Source organism: Streptomyces sp. MP131-18 (genome assembly GCF_001984575.1).
In the GTDB taxonomy this organism is placed as follows: domain Bacteria; phylum Actinomycetota; class Actinomycetes; order Streptomycetales; family Streptomycetaceae; genus Streptomyces; species Streptomyces johnsoniae.
In genome coordinates, this window is the sequence record NZ_LZNS01000001.1 from 2,041,201 (window position 1) to 2,061,211 (window position 20,011).

Consider the following 20,011-nt stretch of genomic DNA (forward strand, 5'->3'; position numbering starts at 1 on the left):
CACGGAACTGCCCGCGCGCGGGGCATATGCAGTCCATGATGGGAGGATGGCAGCAGCGTCGGACACTCCCATGCTCGGAGTCAGGGAAGAGGACGAGTCGACCGACACGGCGTGGGATCTCGGCCTCGACCCCTCGGCCGGCGAGATCCGCCTTCCTTCCCGCGCGCGTTCGGCGCGCGTTGCCAGACGGCTGACCCAGCGGCAGCTCCAGCAGCGCTGGCTGCTGCCGGCCGAGCTGACCGACGATGCGGTGCTGCTGGTGTCCGAGCTCGTGGGCAATGCGGTGCAGCACGCCGGTGCCGCGGAGTTCGGGCTGCGGATTCGCCGCCGCCGCGGCTGGATTCGCGTCGAGGTCCGCGACCCGTCCCGGGCCCTGCCCTGCCACCTGCCGGTCCGGGAGATGGACGTGGTCAGCGGCCGGGGTCTTTTCCTGGTCGACACACTCGCCGACCGCTGGGGCGTCGACCTGCTCGCCGACGGCAAGTGCACCTGGTTCGAGATGCGGGTCAGCTACCGCCCCGTCGGCTGACCCCGGCGGCCGGCCCGGCGGCCGGCCCGGCGGCCGGCGTCTCGTGCCCGGCCCGGTGCGCACTCGGCGCGACGCCGTGGCGGCGCTTGAACGCGACGCTCAGCGCGAAGGCGTTGGCGTAGCCGACGCGGCGCGCGATGGCGCCCACGGTCGCGTCCGTATCGCGCAGCAGGTCGGCGGCCAGCGCGATGCGGTGGCCGGTGAGATAGCTCATCGGCGGCTCCCCGACCCGGGCGGTGAAACGGCGGCCGAGCGCGGCGCGGGACACCCCCGCCCCCGCCGCGAGCTCCGCGAGCGTCCACGGCCGCGCCGGGTCCGCGTGCAGCAGCCGCAGCGCCCGGCCGACGACCGGGTCGTCCCCGGCCGTGTACCAGTCCGGGCGGTCGGCGCCCGCGCCGCCGAACCAGGCGCGCAGCGCGGACGTCAGCGTCAGGTCGAGCAGCCGGTCCAGCACGGCCTGCTGGCCCGGCCCGTCCCGCGTGACCTCCTCGGCCAGCAGATCCAGCGCGGGCAGGCGCACGTCGGCGGCCGGGACCACCAGCACCCCGGGCAGCGCCGCGAGCAGCCGGTCGCCGATCTCCCCGCGGCGCTCGACGGCACCGGCCAGCAGCAGCGCGGCGCCGCCCGGGCCCATGTCGCAGGTGCGCAGCCGCCGTTCGACCTCGTCCCCCGCGTCCGTGCCGTCCGCGCGGGCGCAGTAGTCGGCGTCGGTCACGAGGTACCGCGGCCGCGTCGCCGGATCGTCGGCCACGGTGTACGGCGCGGGACCCCGGGTGATGACGACGTCCCGCTCCCGCACGCGCACCGGCGCGCCCGCGGCGGGCAGGACCCACGCGGCGCCGCGCAGCATCGTGGACAGCGTCAGCGGCGCGCCGGTGGCGAACCGCAGCGACCACGGCGGACTCATCAGCAGCTGCCGGAAGAGGGCGCCCCGCGCCCGCACCCCGCCCAGCACCTCGGCCAGCACGTCCACGTCCCCGGCCCCGTCCACGTCCGCGTCCATGGCCTCGACTTTAACCGCGTGGACGCTCGGACATCCCAGCGAGCGGAACGGCCATGGCCCGTCTCCCGGGCGGCGCGTTCACTGGAGCCATGACTGATCACCCGATACTCGTCACCGGCGGCACCGGCACGGTCGGCAGCCGCGTGGTGTCCCTGCTGCGGGAGCGCGGGCACGCGGTGCGCGTGGCCTCGCGCGGCGCCGCGGAACGATTCGACTGGCAGGACCGCGCGACGTGGGACGCCGCGCTGGCCGGAGTGCGGCGCATGTTCGTGGTGCCGCTGGACGGCACGACCCTCACCCGGCCCTTCCTCGCGCGGGCGGCGGACCACGGGGTAGGCCGCGTGGTGCTGCTGTCGGGCCGCGGCGTCGACGTGCCCGGCTACATCGAGGAGGACCCGAACGGGCTGGGCGAGACGCACGTGGACGGCGAGGACGCGGTCCGCGGCGGCGCCGCGGACTGGACGATCCTGCGGCCGGGCTGGTTCGCGCAGAACTTCAGCGAGGGCTTCTTCCGCGAGGCCGTGCTGTCCGGCGAACTGCGGCTGCCGGTCGGGAACGCCGCCGCCTCGTTCGTCGACGCGGCGGACATCGCCGCGGTGGGCGTCGCGGCGCTCACCGAGGACGGCCACGCCGGGCAGATCTACGAGCTGTCCGGGCCCAGGGCCCTGACCCTCGCCGAGGTGGCGGCCGAGATCTCCGCGGCGACCGGCCGCGAGGTCCGCCACGTTCCGCTGCCGCCCGGGCAGTTCACCGCGGAGCTGATCGCGCAGGGCTGGCCGGCGGCCGACGCCGAGGGCTTCCTCCAGAGCCTCTCGCCCCTCGAACGCGGCCTCGACGAGCACCTGTCGGACGGCGTGCGGCGTGCGCTGGGGCGCGAGCCCCGCGACTTCGCCGCCTTCGCGCGCGACGCCGCGCGCGCCGGGGCGTGGCCGGCGCGCACGTAGGCCGAGGCGCCCGGGGACATACGTCCCCGGGCGCCCGCGTCGCTCAGGCGGCGCTCAGCGAGCCTGCCCGAGGGCGGCCTGCGGTCCCGCGCCCGCCGTCACGATCGACGGCACGTCGGCGGCCGGGTCCAGGCTGTAGTCGTAGGGGATCGCTCCGACTCCGGTGCCGGTGCTCTCCGGCTCACCCGAGCCGTCGTACACGTTGTCGCGCTCGACGAGGTCGCCGGGGCCCGAGTCCATGTAGCCCACGTGGGTGGGCGCCGGGACGTTCTCGAAGTAGTTGCCCTCGACGAGCACGCCCGCGTCCTCGGTGGAGGCCACGCCGTAGATCTCGTTGTTGTCCAGGTAGTTGTTGAACACGTGCACCGGGTTGCCGTGCCGCACGCGCGGGTTGCGCTCGGCGCTGCCGTCGAACCAGTTGTGGTGGTACGTCACCCGCAGGTGGCCGCCGTCCTCGTCGCCATTGCCGTCCGTGTGGCCGAGCAGCATGTTCTTGTCGTGGGTGGTGTGGTTCCAGGAGATGGTCACGAAGTCGGAGCCGCTCTTGACGTCGACGGAGCCGTCGTCGCCCGACCCGAAGAAGTTGTGGTCGATCCAGACGTTGGTGGAGCCCTCCTGGACGACGATCGCGTCATCGTCCCAGTCGTCGAAGTTCATGTTGCGGATGATGACGTTCTCCGCCTCGCTGACCTTGAGGCCCGCGCCCGTGAGGCCGGAGTCGGTGCCGACACCGATGATCGTCTTGTCCGAGGCGACGTCGTTCATCCCGTCCGGCATGCTCAGCTCGCCGTCGACGAGGAGGGTCAGCGGTTCGTCCGACTCCAGCAGCTCGGCCAGGGTGTCGCCGTCGGTGACGGTCACCGTCTCGCCGTCCGCGCCGCCGGTGGTGCCGCCGTTCTCCGCGGCCCAGCCGACCAGCTCGTCCCGCACCGGGTCCCCGGGCTCGTCCGGCTCGTCCGGGTCCCCCGGCTCGTCCGGAGGCGTGGTGTCCAGGTTGCCCGCACCGGCGCCCGCGGTCACCACCGACGGCACGTCCGCACAGGGCAGGACGGTGTAGTCGTAGGGGATCTCGGCGACGCTGCCGCCGGTCTCGCCGTCGCCCGAGTTCTCGAAGCAGTTGTCCCGCGCTTCGAGGTTCCCGTCGCCGGAGCTGCCCTCGCCGAGGTGGAAGGGGTCGTCGACGTTCTCGAAGTAGTTGGCCTCGACGAGCACGCCCGCGTCCTCGGTGGAGGCCACGCCGTAGTCGTCGACGTCCAGGTAGTAGTTGTTGTAGACGTGCACCGGATCGCCGAAGCGCGCGCGGGGGTTCCGCTGGTCGGTGCCGTCGAAGAAGTTGTTGTGGTAGGTGACGTTCAGCCGCCCGACGTCCTGCTCGCTGTTGTCGTCGTCGTGGCCGAGCAGCATGTTCTTGCCGTGCATGCTGTGGTTCCACGACACGGTGACGAAGGACGAGCCGCGCTTGACGTCGAGCGCGCCGTCGCTGCCGCTGACGAACGTGTTGTGGTCGAGCCAGATGTGGTGGGAGAACATCTGGACGTTGATCGCGTCGTCCTCCCAGTCCTCGAAGGTGAGGTTCTGGACGATGACGTTGTGCACGGCGTCGTCCGGCGGATCGGTGATGTCGTCGTCGAGGGGCAGCCCGATGTTCAGCCCGGCACCGGTGAAGCCCGAGTCCGAGCCGACGCCGATGAGCGTCTTGTCGGAGGTCACCTCCTGCATCGGGCCCGGCAGCTCGATCATGCCGTCGACCTGGATGACCAGCGGCCCTTCCTGGCCGGCGGCCTCGATGAACTCGTCCGCGGAGCCGACCGTCACGGTCGGGCCGCCGGCACCGCCCGTGGTGCCGTCCTGGCCCAAGACCGACATCGAGGCGAAGCCCTCCGGCTCGCCGACGGCCGCCGCGGTCGGGTCCGCGCCCGCGCTCGGGGCGACCGTGAGGATCGTCCCCACGACGAGCGCGCCCGCCGCGCCGCCGATCAGCGCGTTGCGCCCGGCCCTGCGGCCGAACGGTCGCGCCGCCTCGCTCTTTCCTCTTCCCCGGTGGCGCACATGTGTGGATGCCATGCCGTGTCCTCCTGAAGGTCCGCGTCCGGCCGACGCGACCTGATCGCGTGCCAGGCGTGCCCTGCCCGCGGTAGCGGACCGCAAGGCCGAGGGGAGCCGTGCGCTCGTCCTGCGCACAAAGCTCTGCCTGGTGGATGGGGGGTGTGCCGGTATGCCGCGCGGCGGGTGGCTCGCTACGTAACCTAACCGGAGGACAGAGGACGATAACGCGACGCATGTGGACTCGGACGCCCGGAGCCGACGCGGACGGAAGCCCCCCGTTCACAGCGGACCGAAGCGCCCCCCGGGCCGGCGTGGCGGCGTGACCGGTGACCGCAGGCCCCGGGTGGCCCGGCGCCTGCGGTCGTTGCACAGCAGGCACTTGCCCCAGCCGGGCGGCAGCGGATCGTCCTTGTCGCCGTAGAGCGGGTCGACCGCGCCGCGCGGATGCTCGCGGCACCCCGTCTCGCCCGGCCCGTCCACGTAGGACTGGGCCGCGGCCAGCGCCCGGCGGAGCGCGTCCACCAGCACCTCGGCCTGCTCCCCCGCCGGCTCGTCGTGGTCGAAGGCGATGTCGGAGGCGGTCCGCAGGGCCGCCTGGAGATCCCTCAGCTCGGACTGCTGATTCATGCGCGCCAGCGTAGGCGGTACCGCTGACAGCGGGCCGGGCCGCGGGGCCTAGGACTGCCCTAGGCCCAAAAACCCATGGGAACTGTCAGAGGCTGCTCGTAGGCTCGTATGTTGATGTCTGCCTCAGCCGATCCCCCCGCGCCCCCTGCCAGAAAACGTTCCGTCGTCCGTTCCCTTCTTCGGCTGTGGCCCTACGTCCGCCCGGTCCGCGGAAGAGTCTTCAGCGCCGCGGGCGTGGCCATCGTCGCCGCCTCGATGGGGCTGCTCATGCCCCTGGTGCTGAAGTGGATCGTCGACGGTCCCGTCGCCGACGGCGACACGTCCGGGGTGTGGCTCGGCGGTGCGGTGCTGCTCGGCGTGGGGCTGGCCGAGGCCCTGCTGTTCGGTCTGCGGCGGTGGCTGGTGGCCAGGCCGCTGGCCGGTGTCGAGGCGTCGATGCGCGCCGCGCTGTACCGGCACGTGCAGCGGCTGCCCGTGTCCTTCCACGACCGGTGGGCCACCGGCCAGCTGCTCTCGCGCGGCACGGGGGACCTCCAGCTGCTCCGGATGTTCCTCGCGTTCGGCCTGACGTTCCTCATCGTCAACAGCGCGACCATCCTCATCGGCTTCGGCATCCTGATGTCGCAGGGCTGGCAGCTCGGCCTCGTGCTGGCCGCCCCCGTGGTGCCGCTGATCTGGCTGTGCGCCCTGTTCGAGACCCGGTTCTCGCTGGTCGCGCGCCGGGCGCAGGACCAGATGGGCGACCTCACCACCGTCATCGAGGAGTCCATCCTCGGTATCCGCATCATCAAGGGCTTCGGCAGGCATCGCAGCCAGGCCCGCGCCTTCCACGCGCTCTCCGGCCGCCTGATGGGGACCGAGCTGCACAAGGCCCGCCTGCTCGCGGGGATCTGGCTGGTCATCCTGGCCCTGCCCGAGATCTTCCTCGGCGCGGCCCTCGTGCTCGGTGCCGTGCAGGTCGCCGACGGCGACCTGACCGCGGGCACGCTCGTCGCCTTCATGACCACCGCGATGGCGCTGCGCTGGCCGATCGAGTCCATCGGCTTCCTGCTCGCCCTGTGCAACGAGTCGGCCACCGCGACCGACCGCTTCTTCGACGTCATGGACGCGGAGGTACCGCCCGAGTCCGCCCGGGAGGGCACGGCGCGGGTGCCCGGCGCCCCCGACGGCCTCCGCTTCGACAACGTGGTGTTCCGCTTCCCGGACAGCCCGCCGGGCAGCCCGCCCGTGCTGGACGGCATCGACCTGCACATCCGCCCCGGCGAGACGCTGGCGCTCGTCGGCGGCACCGGAAGCGGCAAGACCACCCTGATCGGCCTGGTGCCGCGCCTGCACGAGGTCACCTCGGGCCGCATCACGCTGGACGGTGAGGACATCGCCGCCCTGCCCCGGGCCGAGGTGCGGCGGCGGGTCGCCGTCGCCTTCGAGGAGCCGACGCTGTTCTCCGCCACCGTCCGGGAGAACGTGCTGATGGGCGCGGACGGCGTCGGGCACGAGGAGATGGAGCGGGCCCTGCGCGTCGGCCAGGCCGCCGACTTCGTCCACGCCCTGCCCCGGGGCACGGAGACCGAGGTCGGCGAGCAGGGCCTGAGCCTGTCCGGCGGACAGCGGCAGCGGCTGGCGCTGGCCCGCGCGGTCGTCGGCCGGCCGCCGTTCCTGGTGCTGGACGACCCGCTCTCCGCCCTCGACGTGCACACCGAGGCCCGCGTGGAGGCCGCGCTGCGCGACGTCCTCGCGGACACCACCGCGCTCGTCGTCGCCCACCGGCCCTCGACCGTGCAGCTGGCCGACCGCGTCGCGCTGCTGTCCCACGGCCGCATCGCCGCCGTCGGCACCCACGCCGAGCTGCTGCACTCCAACGCCGAGTACCGGCACCTGATGACCGGCGAGCACACCGAGGTGTCCCTGCCATGACCGCCACCGTCCCGAAACAGGCCCCGAAACAGCCGCCCGCCGCGCCGAAGCGTCCGGGGCCCGACATGTTCGACCAGGACACCCTGCCCGCGCCGCGTGGCGCGTCCCGCCGCCTCCTCGGCTCGCTGCTGCGCCCCCACCGCCGCCGGATCGGCCTGGCCGCGGCACTGCTGCTCACGCAGCAGGCCGCCGTGCAGGCCGTGCCGCTGATCGTCGCGTACGCGATCGACAGCGGCGTACCTGCCGTCCGCGACGACGACAACGGGCCGCTGATCGCGGTCGCCGTGGCCTACCTGATCTGCGCGCTCGGCGCCGGGCTGCTCCAGTACACGTTCATCCGCGTCTCCGCCCGGGTCAACCAGAGCATCCTGCTGGAGCTGCGCGGCCGGATCTACCGCCACGCGCAGGCGCTCAGCCTCGACTTCCACGACCGCTACACCTCGGGCCGCCTGATATCGCGCTCCACCAGCGACGTCCAGTCACTGCGCGAGCTGCTGGACGAGGGTCTCCAGGAGATGCTGATCATCCTGGTCTCCCTGGTGTACATCGGCGGGCTGCTGTTCTACCTGGATCTCGGCCTCGGCGGGGCCGCGCTGCTGTCGTTCGTGCCGCTGTGCCTGCTGGTGCGCAACTACCGGCGGCGTTCCGCCCAGCGCTTCAGCAAGCGGTCGACGGCGATCGCGGCGGTCATCGTCAAGTTCTCCGAGACGCTGAACGGGATCAGGCCGGTGAAGGCGTTCCGCCGCGAGCGGGCCAACGACGCCGCCTTCGACGAGCTGAACCGGCGCCACGAGCGCGTGAACGGCGACACGATCCTGGAGATGGCGCGCTTCGTCGTGCTGTCGCGGCTGGTCGCGGCCGTCTCCATCGCCGGGATCGTGCTGTGGGGCGCGCAGCGGGTCACCTCGGGCGACATGGAGCTGGGCGCGCTCGCCGCGGGCGCGCTGTACGTCCGGCGGCTGTACGACCCGCTGGACCGCTTCGCGATGATCCTGAACAACTACCAGTCGGCGGTGGCCTCGCTGGACAAGATCGCGGGCCTGCTCGCGCAGCGCCCCGACGTGCCGGAGCCGGAGCGGCCCGTGGAGCTGCCGCCGCGCTCGGCCGGGCGGCCGGGCCGCGAGGTCGTCTTCGACGACGTGCGGTTCGCGTACCGGACGGGCGGCGAGGTGCTGCCGACGTTCCGGCTGACGCTGCCCGCCGGGCAGACCACGGCCCTGGTGGGCGCGACCGGCGCGGGCAAGTCCACGCTGGCGAAGCTGCTGGCCCGCTTCTACGACGCGACGGAGGGCCGGGTCCTGCTCGACGGGACGGACCTGCGGGATCTCACCATGGCGGAGCTGCGGCGCGGTGTGGTGATGGTGACGCAGGAGGCGTTCCTCTTCTCCGGTACGGTCGCGGAGAACATTGCGCTGGGCAAGCCGGATGCCTCGCGCGAGGAGATCGAGCGGGCGGCGAAGGCCATCGGCGCGCACGACTTCATCGCGTCGCTGCCCGAGGGGTACGACACGGACGTCCGCAAGCGCGGCGGCCGGATCTCGGCGGGGCAGCGGCAGTTGGTGGCGTTCGCCCGGGTGCTGCTGGCCGACCCGTCCGTGGTGATCCTGGACGAGGCGACGTCCTCGCTGGACATCCCCGGGGAGAAGGCGGTGCAGGATGCCATGGTGACGGTGCTGCGCGGGCGCACCGCCCTGGTGATCGCGCACCGGCTGTCCACGGTGGAGATCGCCGACCGGGTGCTGGTGATGGAGGGCGGGCGCCTCGTCGAGGACGGGCCGCCCGCGGATCTGATCGCGGGCACCGGCCGGTTCTCCGACCTGCACCGCGCCTGGCGGGAGAGCCTGGCGTAGGCCGTGCCGTTCGGATCTTCCCGGGGCCCCGCCGGGGCCCGCCGTCGCGGGCCGTCCGGCGGGCTCGGCCGTCAGCGGAAGAGGGTGCCGTGGGCCTCGGCGGCCTCCTCCCCCGGCAGCGCCACGAGGCCCAGCTCGGCGCGGTGGGCCAGCAGCCGGTGGGAGGGCAGGATGCGGACGGTGTAGCCGAACGGGCCCGGCCGGTGCAGGGACAGCTCGCCCGAGAACGTCCAGCGGCCCGCCAGGTCGGCCCCGCCCTCCGGCTTCAGCTGCACGTACACCGGGTCGGCGAGCGTGTCGTCGCCGTCCACCCGGCCGGTGACCGCCTGCACCTCGACGGCGGCCGGATCGAGGTCGCCGAGGGAGACCCGCACCCGCAGCGACACCGTTCCGCCGAGGGTGGGCGACTCGGCGCCGGGCTCGACGTGGTCGACGGAGACCCGCGGCCACTCCTGCCGGACGCGGTCGGCGTACGCGGCCAGCTCCCCGGCGGCCTCCGGGGTCATCGCGCGGTGCGCGGCGGCGGCCGGGGCGTAGAAGCCGGTGACGTACTCGCGCAGCATCCGGTCGGCCAGCACGCGCGGGCCCAGCCGGTCGAGAGTCGCGCGGACCATTTCGAGCCAGCGGATGGGCAGCCCGCCGCGGTTCACGCCGCGGTCGTAGAAGCAGGGGGTGACCTGCTCGTTCAGCAGGGTGTAGAGCGCGGCGGCCTCGATCGCGTCGCGCCGGTCGGGCTCGGCGGCGGCCAGGCCGTCGGCGGTGGGGATCTCCCAGCCGAAGTCCGGGTCGAACCACTCGTCCCACCAGCCGTCGCGCACCGACAGGTTGAGGCAGCCGTTGAGCGCGGCCTTCATCCCCGAGGTGCCGCACGCCTCCAGCGGGCGCAGCGGATTGTTGAGCCACACATCGCAGCCCGCGTACAGGGAACGGGCCATCGCCATGCCGTAGTCGGGCAGGAAGACGATGCGGTGGCGGATCGCCGGGTCGTCGGCGAACCGGACCAGCTCCTGGATGAGCCGCTTGCCGCCGTCGTCCGCCGGGTGGGCCTTGCCCGCCACGACGATCTGCACCGGCCGCTCCGGGTGCAGCAGCAGGGACGTGAGGCGCTCGCGGTCGCGCAGCATCAGCGTCAGCCGCTTGTAGGAAGGAACGCGCCGTGCGAAACCGATGGTCAGAACGTCGGGGTCCAGGACGTCGTCCACCCAGCCCAGCTCGGCCTGCCCGGCTCCGCGCTGCCGCCAGGAGGCGCGCAGCCGGGCGCGGACCTCGTGCACCAGCTGCTCGCGCAGGGTGCGGCGAAGCTCCCACAGTTCGGCGTCGCCGAGCGCCTCGGTACGCGCCCGCAGCACGGCGTCCGCGGTCCAGGTGGGGGCGTGCACCCCGTTGGTGACCGCCCCGATGGGGGCTTCATCGGCGTCGAAGCCCGGCCACAGGCCCGCGAACATGCCGCGGCTCACGTTGCCGTGCAGAGCCGAGACGCCGTTGGCCCGCTGCGCGGTGCGCAGGCCGAGGACAGCCATGTTGAACTGCGGCTCGCCGTCCGCGGTCGTCTCGCGGCCGAGGCGCAGCAGTGCCTCGGTGCCCAGGCCCGCCAGCTCGCCGCCCTCGCCGAAGTGCCGGGCCACCAGCTCTTCAGGGAAGCGGTCGATGCCCGCGGGCACGGGGGTGTGGGTGGTGAACACGGTGCCGGCGCGGACGGACCACAGCGCGGCATCGAAGCCGGTGCCCGCCTCGCCCAGCTCGCGGATGCGCTCGGGGCCCAGGAACCCGGCGTGGCCTTCGTTCATGTGGCACACCTCGGGCTCCGCGTGTCCGGTGACGCGGCAGTAGGTGCGGACTGCACGCATGCCGCCGATGCCGAGCAGCATCTCCTGGAGCAGGCGGTGCTCGCCGCCGCCGCCGTAGAGCCGGTCGGTGACGTCGCGTTCGGCCGGCCCGTTCTCCGCGACGGTGGAGTCGAGCAGCAGCAGCGGAACGCGGCCCACCGCGACCTGCCAGATCCGGGCGGTGAGGGTGCGGCCGACCGGCAGGTCGAGCGTCACCCGGGCGGGTGTGCCGTCGGGCTCGGTGAGCGGGGTCAGCGGCAGCTCGTGCGGGTCGATCACCGGGTAGTGCTCCTGCTGCCAGCCGTCGGGCGACAGGCTCTGCCGGAAGTACCCGTGTCGGTAGAGGAGGCCGACGCCGATCAGCGGGGCACCCAGGTCGCTGGCGGCCTTCAGGTGGTCGCCGGCGAGGATGCCCAGGCCGCCCGAATACTGCGGCAGGGCGGCGGTGATGCCGAATTCCGGGGAGAAGTAGGCCACGCAGCGGGGCAGTTCGCCTCCGGCGCGGGCGTCGGCCTGCTGGTACCAGCGGGGCTCGGTCAGATAGTCGCGGAGGTCGCCGATGGCCACGCCGAGGCGGCGCAGGAAGCCCCGGTCGGCGGCGAGTGCGGCCAGCCGGTCGGCGGAGACGGTGCCGAGCAGGCGCACCGGGTCCTCGCGGGCCGCCTGCCAGCTGTCGGGGGCGACCGAGCGCAGCAGCTCGCGGGTCTCGGGGTGCCAGGACCAGCGCAGATTGAACGCCAGCTCCTGGAGGGGTCGCAGGGGTTCGGGAAGGACGGGGCGGACGGAGAAACGACGGATGGCCTTCACGTTTCCGACCGTAGCCGGGGCCCGGGGGCGGTAGCGGCGGATTCCGGGCCTTTCGGCTGGAATGACACCGGTAAACCACCCCCGGGGACCACGCGGGGTGGTCAGGGGACGGGCACCCCGGGCGGCTCGGACTCGGGCTCGGCATCGCCCAGGATGCGCGGGGCCAGCTCGGTGGTGGGCCGGATCGTTCCCTCGGCGATCTCGGCCGCGTAGTGGCAGGCCACGCGGTGCCCGCCGCCGATGTCCGTCAGCTCGGGGCGCTCGGTGTCGCAGCGCTCCGGCTGCCGCCACGGGCAGCGGGTGTGGAACCGGCAGCCCGTGGGCGGGCTGGCCGGGGAGGGCAGGTCGCCGCGGAGCAGGATGCGCTCGCGGGTGTCCTCCAGATCCGGGTCGGGCACCGGCACCGCCGACATCAGCGCGCGCGTGTAGGGGTGGCGCGGCTCGGCGTACAGAGAGTCGCTCGGGGCCTCCTCCACCAGGGCGCCGAGGTACATGACGCCGATGACGTCGGAAATGTGCCGCACGACGGCCAGGTCGTGGGCGATGACGACGTACGTCAGGCCCATGGCGTCCTGGAGTTCCTCCAGCAGGTTGAGCACCTGGGCCTGGATGGACACGTCCAGGGCGGAGACCGGCTCGTCGCAGATGATGAGGTCGGGTTCCAGGACGAGCGCACGGGCGATGCCGATGCGCTGGCGCTGGCCGCCGGAGAACTCGTGCGGGTAGCGCGACAGGGCGCCGGCCGGCAGGCCGACGCGCTCCAGGATCTCGTTGATCTTCACGCGGCGCTCCTCGCGGGAGGCGCCGATGCCGTGGGCGGCCATGCCCTCGGCGAGGATGGACTCGATGTTCTGCCGCGGGTTGAGGCTGCCCAGCGGGTCCTGGAAGATCATCTGGAGGCGCCTGCGGGACTGCCGCATCTCCTCGTCCGGCAGGGCGGCGAGGTCGGTGCCGTCGAAGAGGACACGGCCCGAGGTGATGTCGTTCAGCCGCAGGATGGCCCGGCCGAGCGTCGTCTTTCCGCAGCCGGACTCGCCGACGAGGCCGTAGGTCTGGCCCGCGGACACGGACAGGGAAATCCCGTCCACGGCGTACACGTGTCCGATCGTCCGGTCGAAGAGCACTCCGCGCTTGATCGGAAAGTGCACCTTGACGTCGTCCAGTTCGAGCAGGCTCATGCCGATGCCTCCGTTCCGGAACCCGTTCCGGTGTCCTCGTCGGTGCCCCCGCCGGCCGCAGGGCCCTCGCCGTCCCCGCCATCCGGGTCGTCATCCCCGCCGGAGGCGGTCTCCTCCGGGGTGGTCGGCTTGTCCAGCAGGGTGGTCGTTTCCGGGGGGCCGGTCATGACCGGGTTGACGCAGCGCACGTCGTGGCCGTCCGCGCCGCGGGGCAGCGCGGCCAGTTGCGGCGTGCCGCGCAGGCACTCGTCGACGTAGAAGTCGCACCGCGGCGCGAAGGCGCAGCCGTCCTGCCACGCGATGGTGTCGTTGATGGAGCCGCGGATCGGGTTCAGCCGTTCGCCGCGCGGGGCGTCGAGCCGCGGAATGGAGCCGAGCAGCCCGTGCGCGTACGGGTGGGCCGGGGCGGCGAACAGCGGGCGGCGGCCGGCCGCCTCCACCACCTTCCCGGCGTACAGCACGTTCACCGTGTCACACATGCCGGCGACCACGCCCAGATCGTGCGTGATCATCAGCAGCGCGGTGCCCTGGTCGTCGACCAGCTCCTTCAGCAGCTCCAGGATCTGCGCCTGGATGGTGACGTCCAGCGCGGTCGTCGGCTCGTCGGCGATCAGCAGACGCGGCGCGCAGGCCACCGCCATCGCGATGAGGGCCCGCTGCCGCATCCCGCCCGACAGCTGGTGCGGGTACTCCTTCAGTCTGCGCGTCGGGTCGGGGATGCCGACCCGGTCGAGCAGGTGGGCGGCCTCCTTGCGCGCCGCCTGGCCGCGCAGGCCGCGGTGGCGGGTCAGGATCTCGGTGACCTGGACGCCGATCGGCACGACCGGGTTCAGGGAGGACAGCGGGTCCTGGAAGATCATCGCCAGCTGCGTGCCGCGCAGGTCGCGCAGGGCCGAGCGGCCCAGCGTCAGCAGGTCGACGGTCTCCCCGCGGCCGGTGCGGAACATCGCCCGGCCGCCGACGCGCACCCCCTTGTTCGGCAGCAGGCCCATCAGCGCGAGCGAGGTGACGCTCTTGCCGCAGCCCGACTCGCCGACGAGGCCGACCACTTGGCCTTCGTCCACCGAGAAGGACACCCCGGACACGGCGTTCACCTCACGCATGCCGCGCCCGCCGAAGGTGACCGCCAGTTCGTCCACGGAAAGCAGGGACATGACGCATCAGCTCCGCAGTTTCGGGTCGAGTGCTTCCCGCATGGCCTCGCCGAGGAGGGTGAAACCGAGGGCGGTGATGATGATGCCGAGCGCGGGATAGACGGCCATCATCGGCGCCTGGTCGAAGAACCGCTGGGCCTGCGCGAGCATCACGCCCCACTCCGGCTGCGAGGCGTCGGGGTTGCCGAGGCCCAGGTAGGACAGGGCCGCCGCCTCGATGATGGCGGTGGCCAGGGCGAGGGTGGTCTGGACGATGACCGGGCCGAGCGAGTTGGGCAGCACGTGGCCCAGCACGATGCGCCGTCGGCGCACGCCCAGGGCGCGGGCGGCCAGCACGTAGTCGGCGCCGGCCTGCGCCAGCATGGAGCCGCGCAGCAGCCGGGCGAATATGGGGATCTGCACGACCCCGACGGCGATCATGACCGTGGTCAGGCTCTGCCCCATGACGGCGGCGATACTCACCGCCAGCAGCAGCGAGGGCATGGCCAGCATCATGTCGATGAAGCGCATCAGCACGGTGTCGAGACGCCGCCCGGCCGCGCCGCCGAAGGACAGGGCGGCGCCGGCGACGCCGCCGATGAGGGCGCCGATGGTGAGTCCGAGCACGGTGGAGACGACGCCGACGAGCAGCGTCTGCCGGGCGCCGACCAGCATGCGGGACAGTTCGTCGCGGCCCAGGTGGTCAAGGCCGAGCCAGTTGTCGCCGCGGGGGCCGACGAAGACGGCGGCGTTGACCCGGACTTCGCCGCGCCACGTCTGCGCGGTCGGGTCGTAGGGCGCGATCCACGGGCCGACGATGGCGATGATGACGAACACGGCCATGATGCCGCCGCCGATCATGGCCATCTTGCTGCTGCGCAGGCGGCGCAGGGCCTCCGCCCACAGGCTGCCGCCGGTGGCGGTCTCGCGCCGCGCGGTGAGTTCGGCCAGGCGGTCGATCTTTGCGGTCTTGGTGGTCATCAGTTCACCCGCACTCTCGGGTCGATGACGCTGTAGGCGAGATCCACCAGCAGGTTGATGAAAACGTAGGTGAGGGCGATGAAGAGGATGAAGCCCATGAGCACCGGGTAGTCGCGTCCGTCGATGGCGGTCTGGATGAACGAGCCGATGCCGCCGAACGCGAAGACCGACTCGGTGAGCACCGCCCCGGAGAGCAGGCTTCCGGTGGCCAGGCCGACGGTCGTGACGACGGGCAGCAGCGCGTTGCGCATGACGTGCCGGCCGCGGACGACGCGCTGGTTGAGGCCCTTGGACTCCGCGGTGCGCACGTAGTCCTCGCCGAGCACTTCGAGCACGCTGGCGCGGGTGATGCGGACGATGAGCGCGAGCGGGATGGAGGCGAGGGCGACGCCGGGCAGCACGAGGTGTTCGATGGCGTCCCAGGAGGCGTCCCACTCGCCGGTGAGGAGCCCGTCGAGCACGAAGAATCCGGTGACTTCCGTGGCGTCGATGCCTGTCGACTGTCTGCCGACGCTGGGGAGCCAGCCGAGGTTGACGGCGAAGAGGGCCCGCAACAGGAAGGCGAGGAAGAACACCGGGATGCACACGCCGATCAGCGAGCCGGAGACGGCGGTCACGTCCAGCCAGCTGCCGCGCCTGCGGGCGGCGAAGTAGCCGAGCGGTATGCCGATGACGACGGCGATCAGGATGGCGGTGAGCGCGAGTTCCACGGTGGCGGGGAACCGCTGGGTGAACTCCTCCCAGACCGGCTGGCCGGTCTGCACGGACGTACCCAGATCGAGCTGGAAGAGCCGCTCCATCCAGCGGCCGTACTGGATCCACACCGGCTCGTCGAGGCCGAGGGCGGCCTCGATCTGGCGGCGGTCGGCCTCGGTGGCGCGCTCGCCGAGCAGCGCGGAGGCCGGCCCACCGGGCAACCGGTTGATCCAGAGGAACAGAAGGATCGTCAGGCCGAACAACGTGGGTATCAGTTGCAGGAGCCTGCGAACGATGAGACGGAGCACCGAGAGGCTCCCCTTTCTCTGTGGGCCCGGAATTCACACGTCCGCCCGGCCACGGGGTGTTGTGGCCGGGCGGATCGTTCCAGGGCCTGCTCGCCTGAGCTGCTTGAAGCTACTTGAAGGAGACCTCGGCGAAGTTCTCCTGGGTGAGCGGGGACACCGTCGGCGGGTTGACGTCGTCGGAGAACGCGATGGAGGGCGGCGAGCTGGAGATCGGCACGCCGGGCAGGAAGTCCATGACCATCTCGTTGATGTCCTCGTAGAGGGCGACGCGAGTGGCCTCGTCGGGCTCCGTCTCGGCCTGGGCCATCAGGTCGAACAGCTCCTCGTTCTCGAAGCCCCACTCCTTCATGTAACTGGCGAACCAGGTGCCGAGGAAGTTGAAGCCGTCGTTGAAGTCACCGGTCCAGCCCAGGAGGTAGATGTTGCAGCCGCCGTCCCGGGTGGTCTCGGTGTAGTCCGGGTTCCACTTGAGCGGGACCGGGTTGACCGTGATGCCCACGGCCTCCAGGTCGGCCTTCAACAGCTCGTAGATGTCGGCGGGGGCCGGCATGTACGGGCGGGTGACCTCGGTCGGGTAGCAGAAGTCGAGCGTCAGGTTTTCCGCGCCCGCGTCCGCGAGCAGCTGCTGGGCGCGCTCGGGGTCGTAGTCGTAGGTGGTGACGTCGTCCGAGTAGCCGGCCACCGTGTCGGGCATGAACTGGCTGGCCACGACGCCGCCCTCGGGCAGCTGGGTGTTGACGATGTTCTCGCGGTCCATGGCGTGGGCCAGGGCCTGGCGTACCTCGGGCTCGGCGAGTGCCTCGTTGCTGTCCTGGGTGATCCCCAGGTACAGGATGTTGAACACGTCGCGGACCGGGACCTGGAAGCCGTCGCCCTCCAGCGTCGCCACGTCGGCGGGCGCGACCAGGTCGTAGCCCTGGATGTCACCGGCCTGGAGCGCCTGGCGGCGGGCGTCTTCCTCGGGGATGGTGCGGATCACCAGTTCCTCGACGCCGGCGGCGTCGCCCCAGTAGTCGTCGAAGCGGGTGAGGTTGACCTCGCCGTTGCCCTTGTTCCACTCGCTGATCTCGAACGGGCCGGTGCCGGCGACGGTGCCGGCCTCCTGGCTGTAGCCGGGGAACGTGATGTTCTCGCCTTCGCCGCTCGCCTCCTCCTCGGCGTACGCCTCCAGGGCGTTGGGCGAGTGGATGGCGAACGCCTGGAGGGAGAAGCCGCCCGGGTAGTTCGCGGAGGGCTCGGCGACCTCGATGACGGCCGTCAGGTCGTCCTGGGCGGTGCAGCCGACGTAGTTGGGGTCGGGCGTCTCTTCGCTCTCGTTCTGCGCGAAGCCGCCGAACACGGTCTGCCAGTAGTAGGAGATCGTGGTGTTCTGGTAGGTGCCCGACCAGTTGTACCAACGGTCGTAGTTCGCGCAGACGACCTCGGCGGTCAGCTCGGCCCCGTCGTGGAACGTCACCCCGTCCCGGAGGTTGAACGTCCACTCGGTGCCGGCCTCGTTGCTGTCCCAGGTCTCCGCGAGGCCGCCCACCAGCTCGGTGCCGCCCGGCTCGTGCTCGATGAGCGCCTCGAATGCCTGGCGGGTGACGCGGAACGTCTCGCCGTCACTGGCAAGCGAGGGGTCCAGGGAGGCGGGGTCGCCCGCGGCGCCGAAGACGAACGGCTGGGAGTCGTCGCCCGAGCCGTTCTCGTCGTCGTCGCGCTCGCTGGCGCAGCCGGTCGCGATCAGGCCGATCGCGAGTACGGCCGCGAACATCTTTGCGGCCCTGGGTCTTGCTATGCGCATTGATCCACCTCAATGGGTCGGCGGTGGTAGGCCCTGTCTCGGAGCCAGACGTTCGGTGGACGGCACATTACTGCGCAGGTACATAGCTGTGAACCGCATACCGGACGGCGATACCGACCTGAGACGTGCCCCATAAAGGGGGACAGAATGCCTTCTATCAGGCGCACTTGTGCCGTTTCAGCGGCCGAACGGGCGCGCGGCAACCTTGTGCGCCCCCTGCGGCAACACTCCCGTGACATTCCCCCACACACGATCAGGAGGATCGCCGTGCGATCCGAGCACCGAAAGACGGACGGGCGACGGGGCAGGCTGCTGCTCTCGGCGGCGCTCGCCGCAGTGGTGGCCACGGGCGGGCTGACCGCGCTGGCCCAGGCGTCCGAAGAAGCGCCGCCGGCCGCGCCGGGCAGGGCGTCCGACGCCGCGCCGGGCGCCCTGCCCGCCGGTACCTACCAGATGGACCGCCTGGACCGCGGCCTGGTCAGCGTCGGCACCGGCGAGGGCAACCTGGTGAGCTGGCGGCTGCTGGCCACCGACGCGGACGACATCGCGTTCCACGTCTACCGGGACGGCACCCGGGTGACCGACGAGCCGCTGACCGGCGTCACCAACTTCCTCGACGAGGGCGCGCCCGCCGACGCCGAGTACACCGTCGGCACGGTCACGGACGGCGCGGAAGTGCGCGACGCGGCGCGGGCGCTGAACATGCCGAACGCGCAGACCGACATCCCCATCAGCTCGCCCGGCGGCGGCTACGTCGCCAACGACGCCTCCGTCGGCGACCTGAACGGCGACGGGGAGCTGGAGATCGTCCTGAAATGGGACCCGGACAACGCGAAGGACAACTCGCAATCGGGCGTCACGGGCAACGTCTACCTCGACGCCTACACGCTGAGCGGCGACCAGCTGTGGCGCATCGACCTCGGCCGCAACATCAGGGCCGGGGCGCACTACACCCAGTTCCAGGTCTTCGACTACGACGGCGACGGTTCGGCCGAGGTCGCGGCGAAGACCGCGGACGGCACGGTGGACGGCGCGGGCACGGTCATCGGCGATGCGGACGCCGACCACCGCAACGACGGCGGGTACATCCTGGAGGGCCCCGAATTCCTCACCATGTTCGACGGCGCGACCGGCGCGGCCGTGGACACGGTGGACTACGTGCCCGGCCGCGGGAACGTGGCGGACTGGGGCGACGACTACGGCAACCGCGTGGACCGCTTCCTGGCGGGGACCGCGTATCTCGACGGCCAGCGGCCCTCCCTGATCATGGCGCGCGGCTACTACACGCGCTCGGTCGTGGCCGCCTGGGACTTCGACGGCTCCTCGCTCTCGCAGCGCTGGGTCTTCGACAGCGACGAGGAGGGCGGCCAGTACGCGGGACAGGGCTCGCACAGCTTGTCCGTGGGCGACCTCGACGGTGACGGCAACGACGAGATCGCCTACGGCTCGATGGCCGTGGACGACGACGGCAGCCCGCTGTGGAACGCCGGCACCGGGCACGGCGACGCGCAGCACCTCGGCGACCTGGACCCGGCGCGGGACGGGCTCGAACTGTTCAAGGTCTCCGAGGATTCCAGCAAGCCGGGCTCGCTCCTCCTCGACGCGGCCAGCGGCGAGATCCTGTGGGAGACCGCCAGCGGCAACGACAACGGGCGCGGCGTGGGCAGCGACATCTGGGACGGCAGCCCGGGCGCCGAGTTCTGGTCCAACGCGGACGGCTCGCTGCGGAACACGGCGGGCGAGGAGATCGGCCGCAAACCGTCGAGCGCCAACTTCCTCAGCTGGTGGGACGGCGACCTGACGCGCGAGCTGCTCGACGGCACGCACATCGACAAGTACGGCCCGGACGGCGACACGCGGCTGCTGACGGGCGAGGGCGTGGCGTCGAACAACGGCACGAAGGCAACGCCCGCGCTGTCCGCCGACATACTCGGCGACTGGCGCGAGGAGGTCATCTGGCGCACCGAGGACAACAGTGCACTGCGCATCTACGCGACGGACATTCCCACGGAGCACGCGATTCCGGCGCTGATGCAGGACCGGCAGTACCGCACCGGCATCGCCTGGCAGAACACGGCATACAACCAGCCGCCGCACCCCGGCTTCGCCATCGGCCCCGACATGGCCGACGTGGCGCCCTCCGATCTGGCCGGTGTCCCGGCCGGCGGGGCCGCGCGGCCGTAACGGCCGTAACGGCCGATCGGACAGCCCGTATCAGCAATTCCCGGTAATCACACCGGTATCACCCGCACCACGGCAGGCCCGCCACATCGCGAGATGTGGCGGGCCTGCCGGTGTGTTCGGGAAACCGCAGGAAAGCCTTCAGACATGTAGCCGTGACAGTGGACGCCTACCGTTGGTGCCCCCCACACGAGTGAACGCGCAC

Annotated in this window: 14 protein-coding genes; 5 read left to right on the plus strand and 9 right to left on the minus strand. The window is 72.1% G+C overall.

Annotated features, from left to right (window positions below; all coding sequences use genetic code 11):
- Positions 1-70 precede the first annotated feature (70 nt).
- Positions 71-529 (plus strand): ATP-binding protein, encoded by a 459-nt coding sequence (locus STBA_RS08890; protein WP_253195217.1) that lies wholly within the window; start codon positions 71-73, stop codon positions 527-529.
- Here the strand turns inward: STBA_RS08890 and STBA_RS08895 are convergent.
- On the minus strand, positions 507-1,532 hold the full coding sequence (locus tag STBA_RS08895) for an AraC family transcriptional regulator (RefSeq protein ID WP_253194590.1): 1,026 nt from the start codon (positions 1,530-1,532) through the stop codon (positions 507-509). The two genes, STBA_RS08890 and STBA_RS08895, sit on opposite strands and share 23 nt — an antisense overlap.
- A gap of 89 nt (positions 1,533-1,621) precedes the next feature.
- On the opposite strand from STBA_RS08895, the gene STBA_RS08900 reads away from it, so the two are divergent.
- The gene (locus STBA_RS08900) at positions 1,622-2,476 is read left to right on the plus strand and encodes an NAD(P)H-binding protein (RefSeq protein WP_077058717.1); all 855 of its coding nucleotides are present in this window, start codon (positions 1,622-1,624) and stop codon (positions 2,474-2,476) included.
- Between the two features lie 54 nt (positions 2,477-2,530).
- Here STBA_RS08900 and STBA_RS36335 read toward each other — a convergent pair whose 3' ends face one another.
- Both STBA_RS36335 and STBA_RS08910 read right to left on the minus strand, forming a co-directional pair.
- A complete protein-coding gene (locus STBA_RS36335) occupies positions 2,531-4,540 on the minus strand; it encodes a right-handed parallel beta-helix repeat-containing protein (RefSeq protein ID WP_107485009.1) in 2,010 nt (669 codons plus the stop codon).
- A gap of 261 nt (positions 4,541-4,801) precedes the next feature.
- Positions 4,802-5,149: a hypothetical protein gene (locus STBA_RS08910; RefSeq protein WP_077058719.1), complete on the minus strand. Its 348-nt coding sequence runs from the start codon at positions 5,147-5,149 to the stop codon at positions 4,802-4,804.
- A 114-nt stretch (positions 5,150-5,263) separates the two neighbouring features.
- On the opposite strand from STBA_RS08910, the gene STBA_RS08915 reads away from it, so the two are divergent.
- Together STBA_RS08915 and STBA_RS08920 are read left to right on the plus strand one after the other, a co-directional pair.
- Positions 5,264-7,063 carry an ABC transporter ATP-binding protein gene (locus STBA_RS08915; protein WP_107485198.1) on the plus strand — a complete coding sequence of 600 codons (1,800 nt, stop codon included), beginning with the start codon at positions 5,264-5,266 and terminating at the stop codon, positions 7,061-7,063.
- The gene (locus tag STBA_RS08920; protein WP_077058721.1) at positions 7,060-8,913 is read left to right on the plus strand and encodes an ABC transporter ATP-binding protein; all 1,854 of its coding nucleotides are present in this window, start codon (positions 7,060-7,062) and stop codon (positions 8,911-8,913) included. The genes STBA_RS08915 and STBA_RS08920 overlap by 4 nt, the downstream gene beginning before the upstream one ends.
- 71 nt (positions 8,914-8,984) lie before the next feature.
- Here STBA_RS08920 and glgP read toward each other — a convergent pair whose 3' ends face one another.
- The 6 genes from glgP to STBA_RS08950 all read right to left on the minus strand — a co-directional run bounded on the left by glgP (position 8,985) and on the right by STBA_RS08950 (position 17,625).
- A complete protein-coding gene (glgP, locus tag STBA_RS08925; RefSeq protein ID WP_077058722.1) occupies positions 8,985-11,546 on the minus strand; it encodes an alpha-glucan family phosphorylase in 2,562 nt (853 codons plus the stop codon).
- Between the two features lie 101 nt (positions 11,547-11,647).
- Positions 11,648-12,724, minus strand: coding sequence for an oligopeptide/dipeptide ABC transporter ATP-binding protein (locus STBA_RS08930; RefSeq protein ID WP_077058723.1), 1,077 nt, complete (start codon positions 12,722-12,724; stop codon positions 11,648-11,650).
- Positions 12,721-13,878 (minus strand): ABC transporter ATP-binding protein, encoded by a 1,158-nt coding sequence (locus tag STBA_RS08935; protein ID WP_079251814.1) that lies wholly within the window; start codon positions 13,876-13,878, stop codon positions 12,721-12,723. Before STBA_RS08935 ends, STBA_RS08930 begins: the two co-directional genes overlap by 4 nt.
- 6 nt (positions 13,879-13,884) lie before the next feature.
- Positions 13,885-14,838, minus strand: a complete 954-nt coding sequence (locus STBA_RS08940; protein ID WP_077058724.1) for an ABC transporter permease — start codon at positions 14,836-14,838, stop codon at positions 13,885-13,887.
- The gene (locus STBA_RS08945) at positions 14,838-15,842 is read right to left on the minus strand and encodes an ABC transporter permease (protein ID WP_077058725.1); all 1,005 of its coding nucleotides are present in this window, start codon (positions 15,840-15,842) and stop codon (positions 14,838-14,840) included. Before STBA_RS08945 ends, STBA_RS08940 begins: the two co-directional genes overlap by 1 nt.
- Positions 15,843-15,951: 109 nt before the next feature.
- Positions 15,952-17,625, minus strand: a complete 1,674-nt coding sequence (locus STBA_RS08950) for an ABC transporter substrate-binding protein (protein ID WP_077058726.1) — start codon at positions 17,623-17,625, stop codon at positions 15,952-15,954.
- A 267-nt stretch (positions 17,626-17,892) separates the two neighbouring features.
- Here STBA_RS08950 and STBA_RS08955 point away from each other — a divergent pair, with 267 nt between their 5' ends.
- The gene (locus STBA_RS08955; protein WP_077058727.1) at positions 17,893-19,809 is read left to right on the plus strand and encodes a rhamnogalacturonan lyase; all 1,917 of its coding nucleotides are present in this window, start codon (positions 17,893-17,895) and stop codon (positions 19,807-19,809) included.
- Positions 19,810-20,011 lie beyond the last annotated feature (202 nt).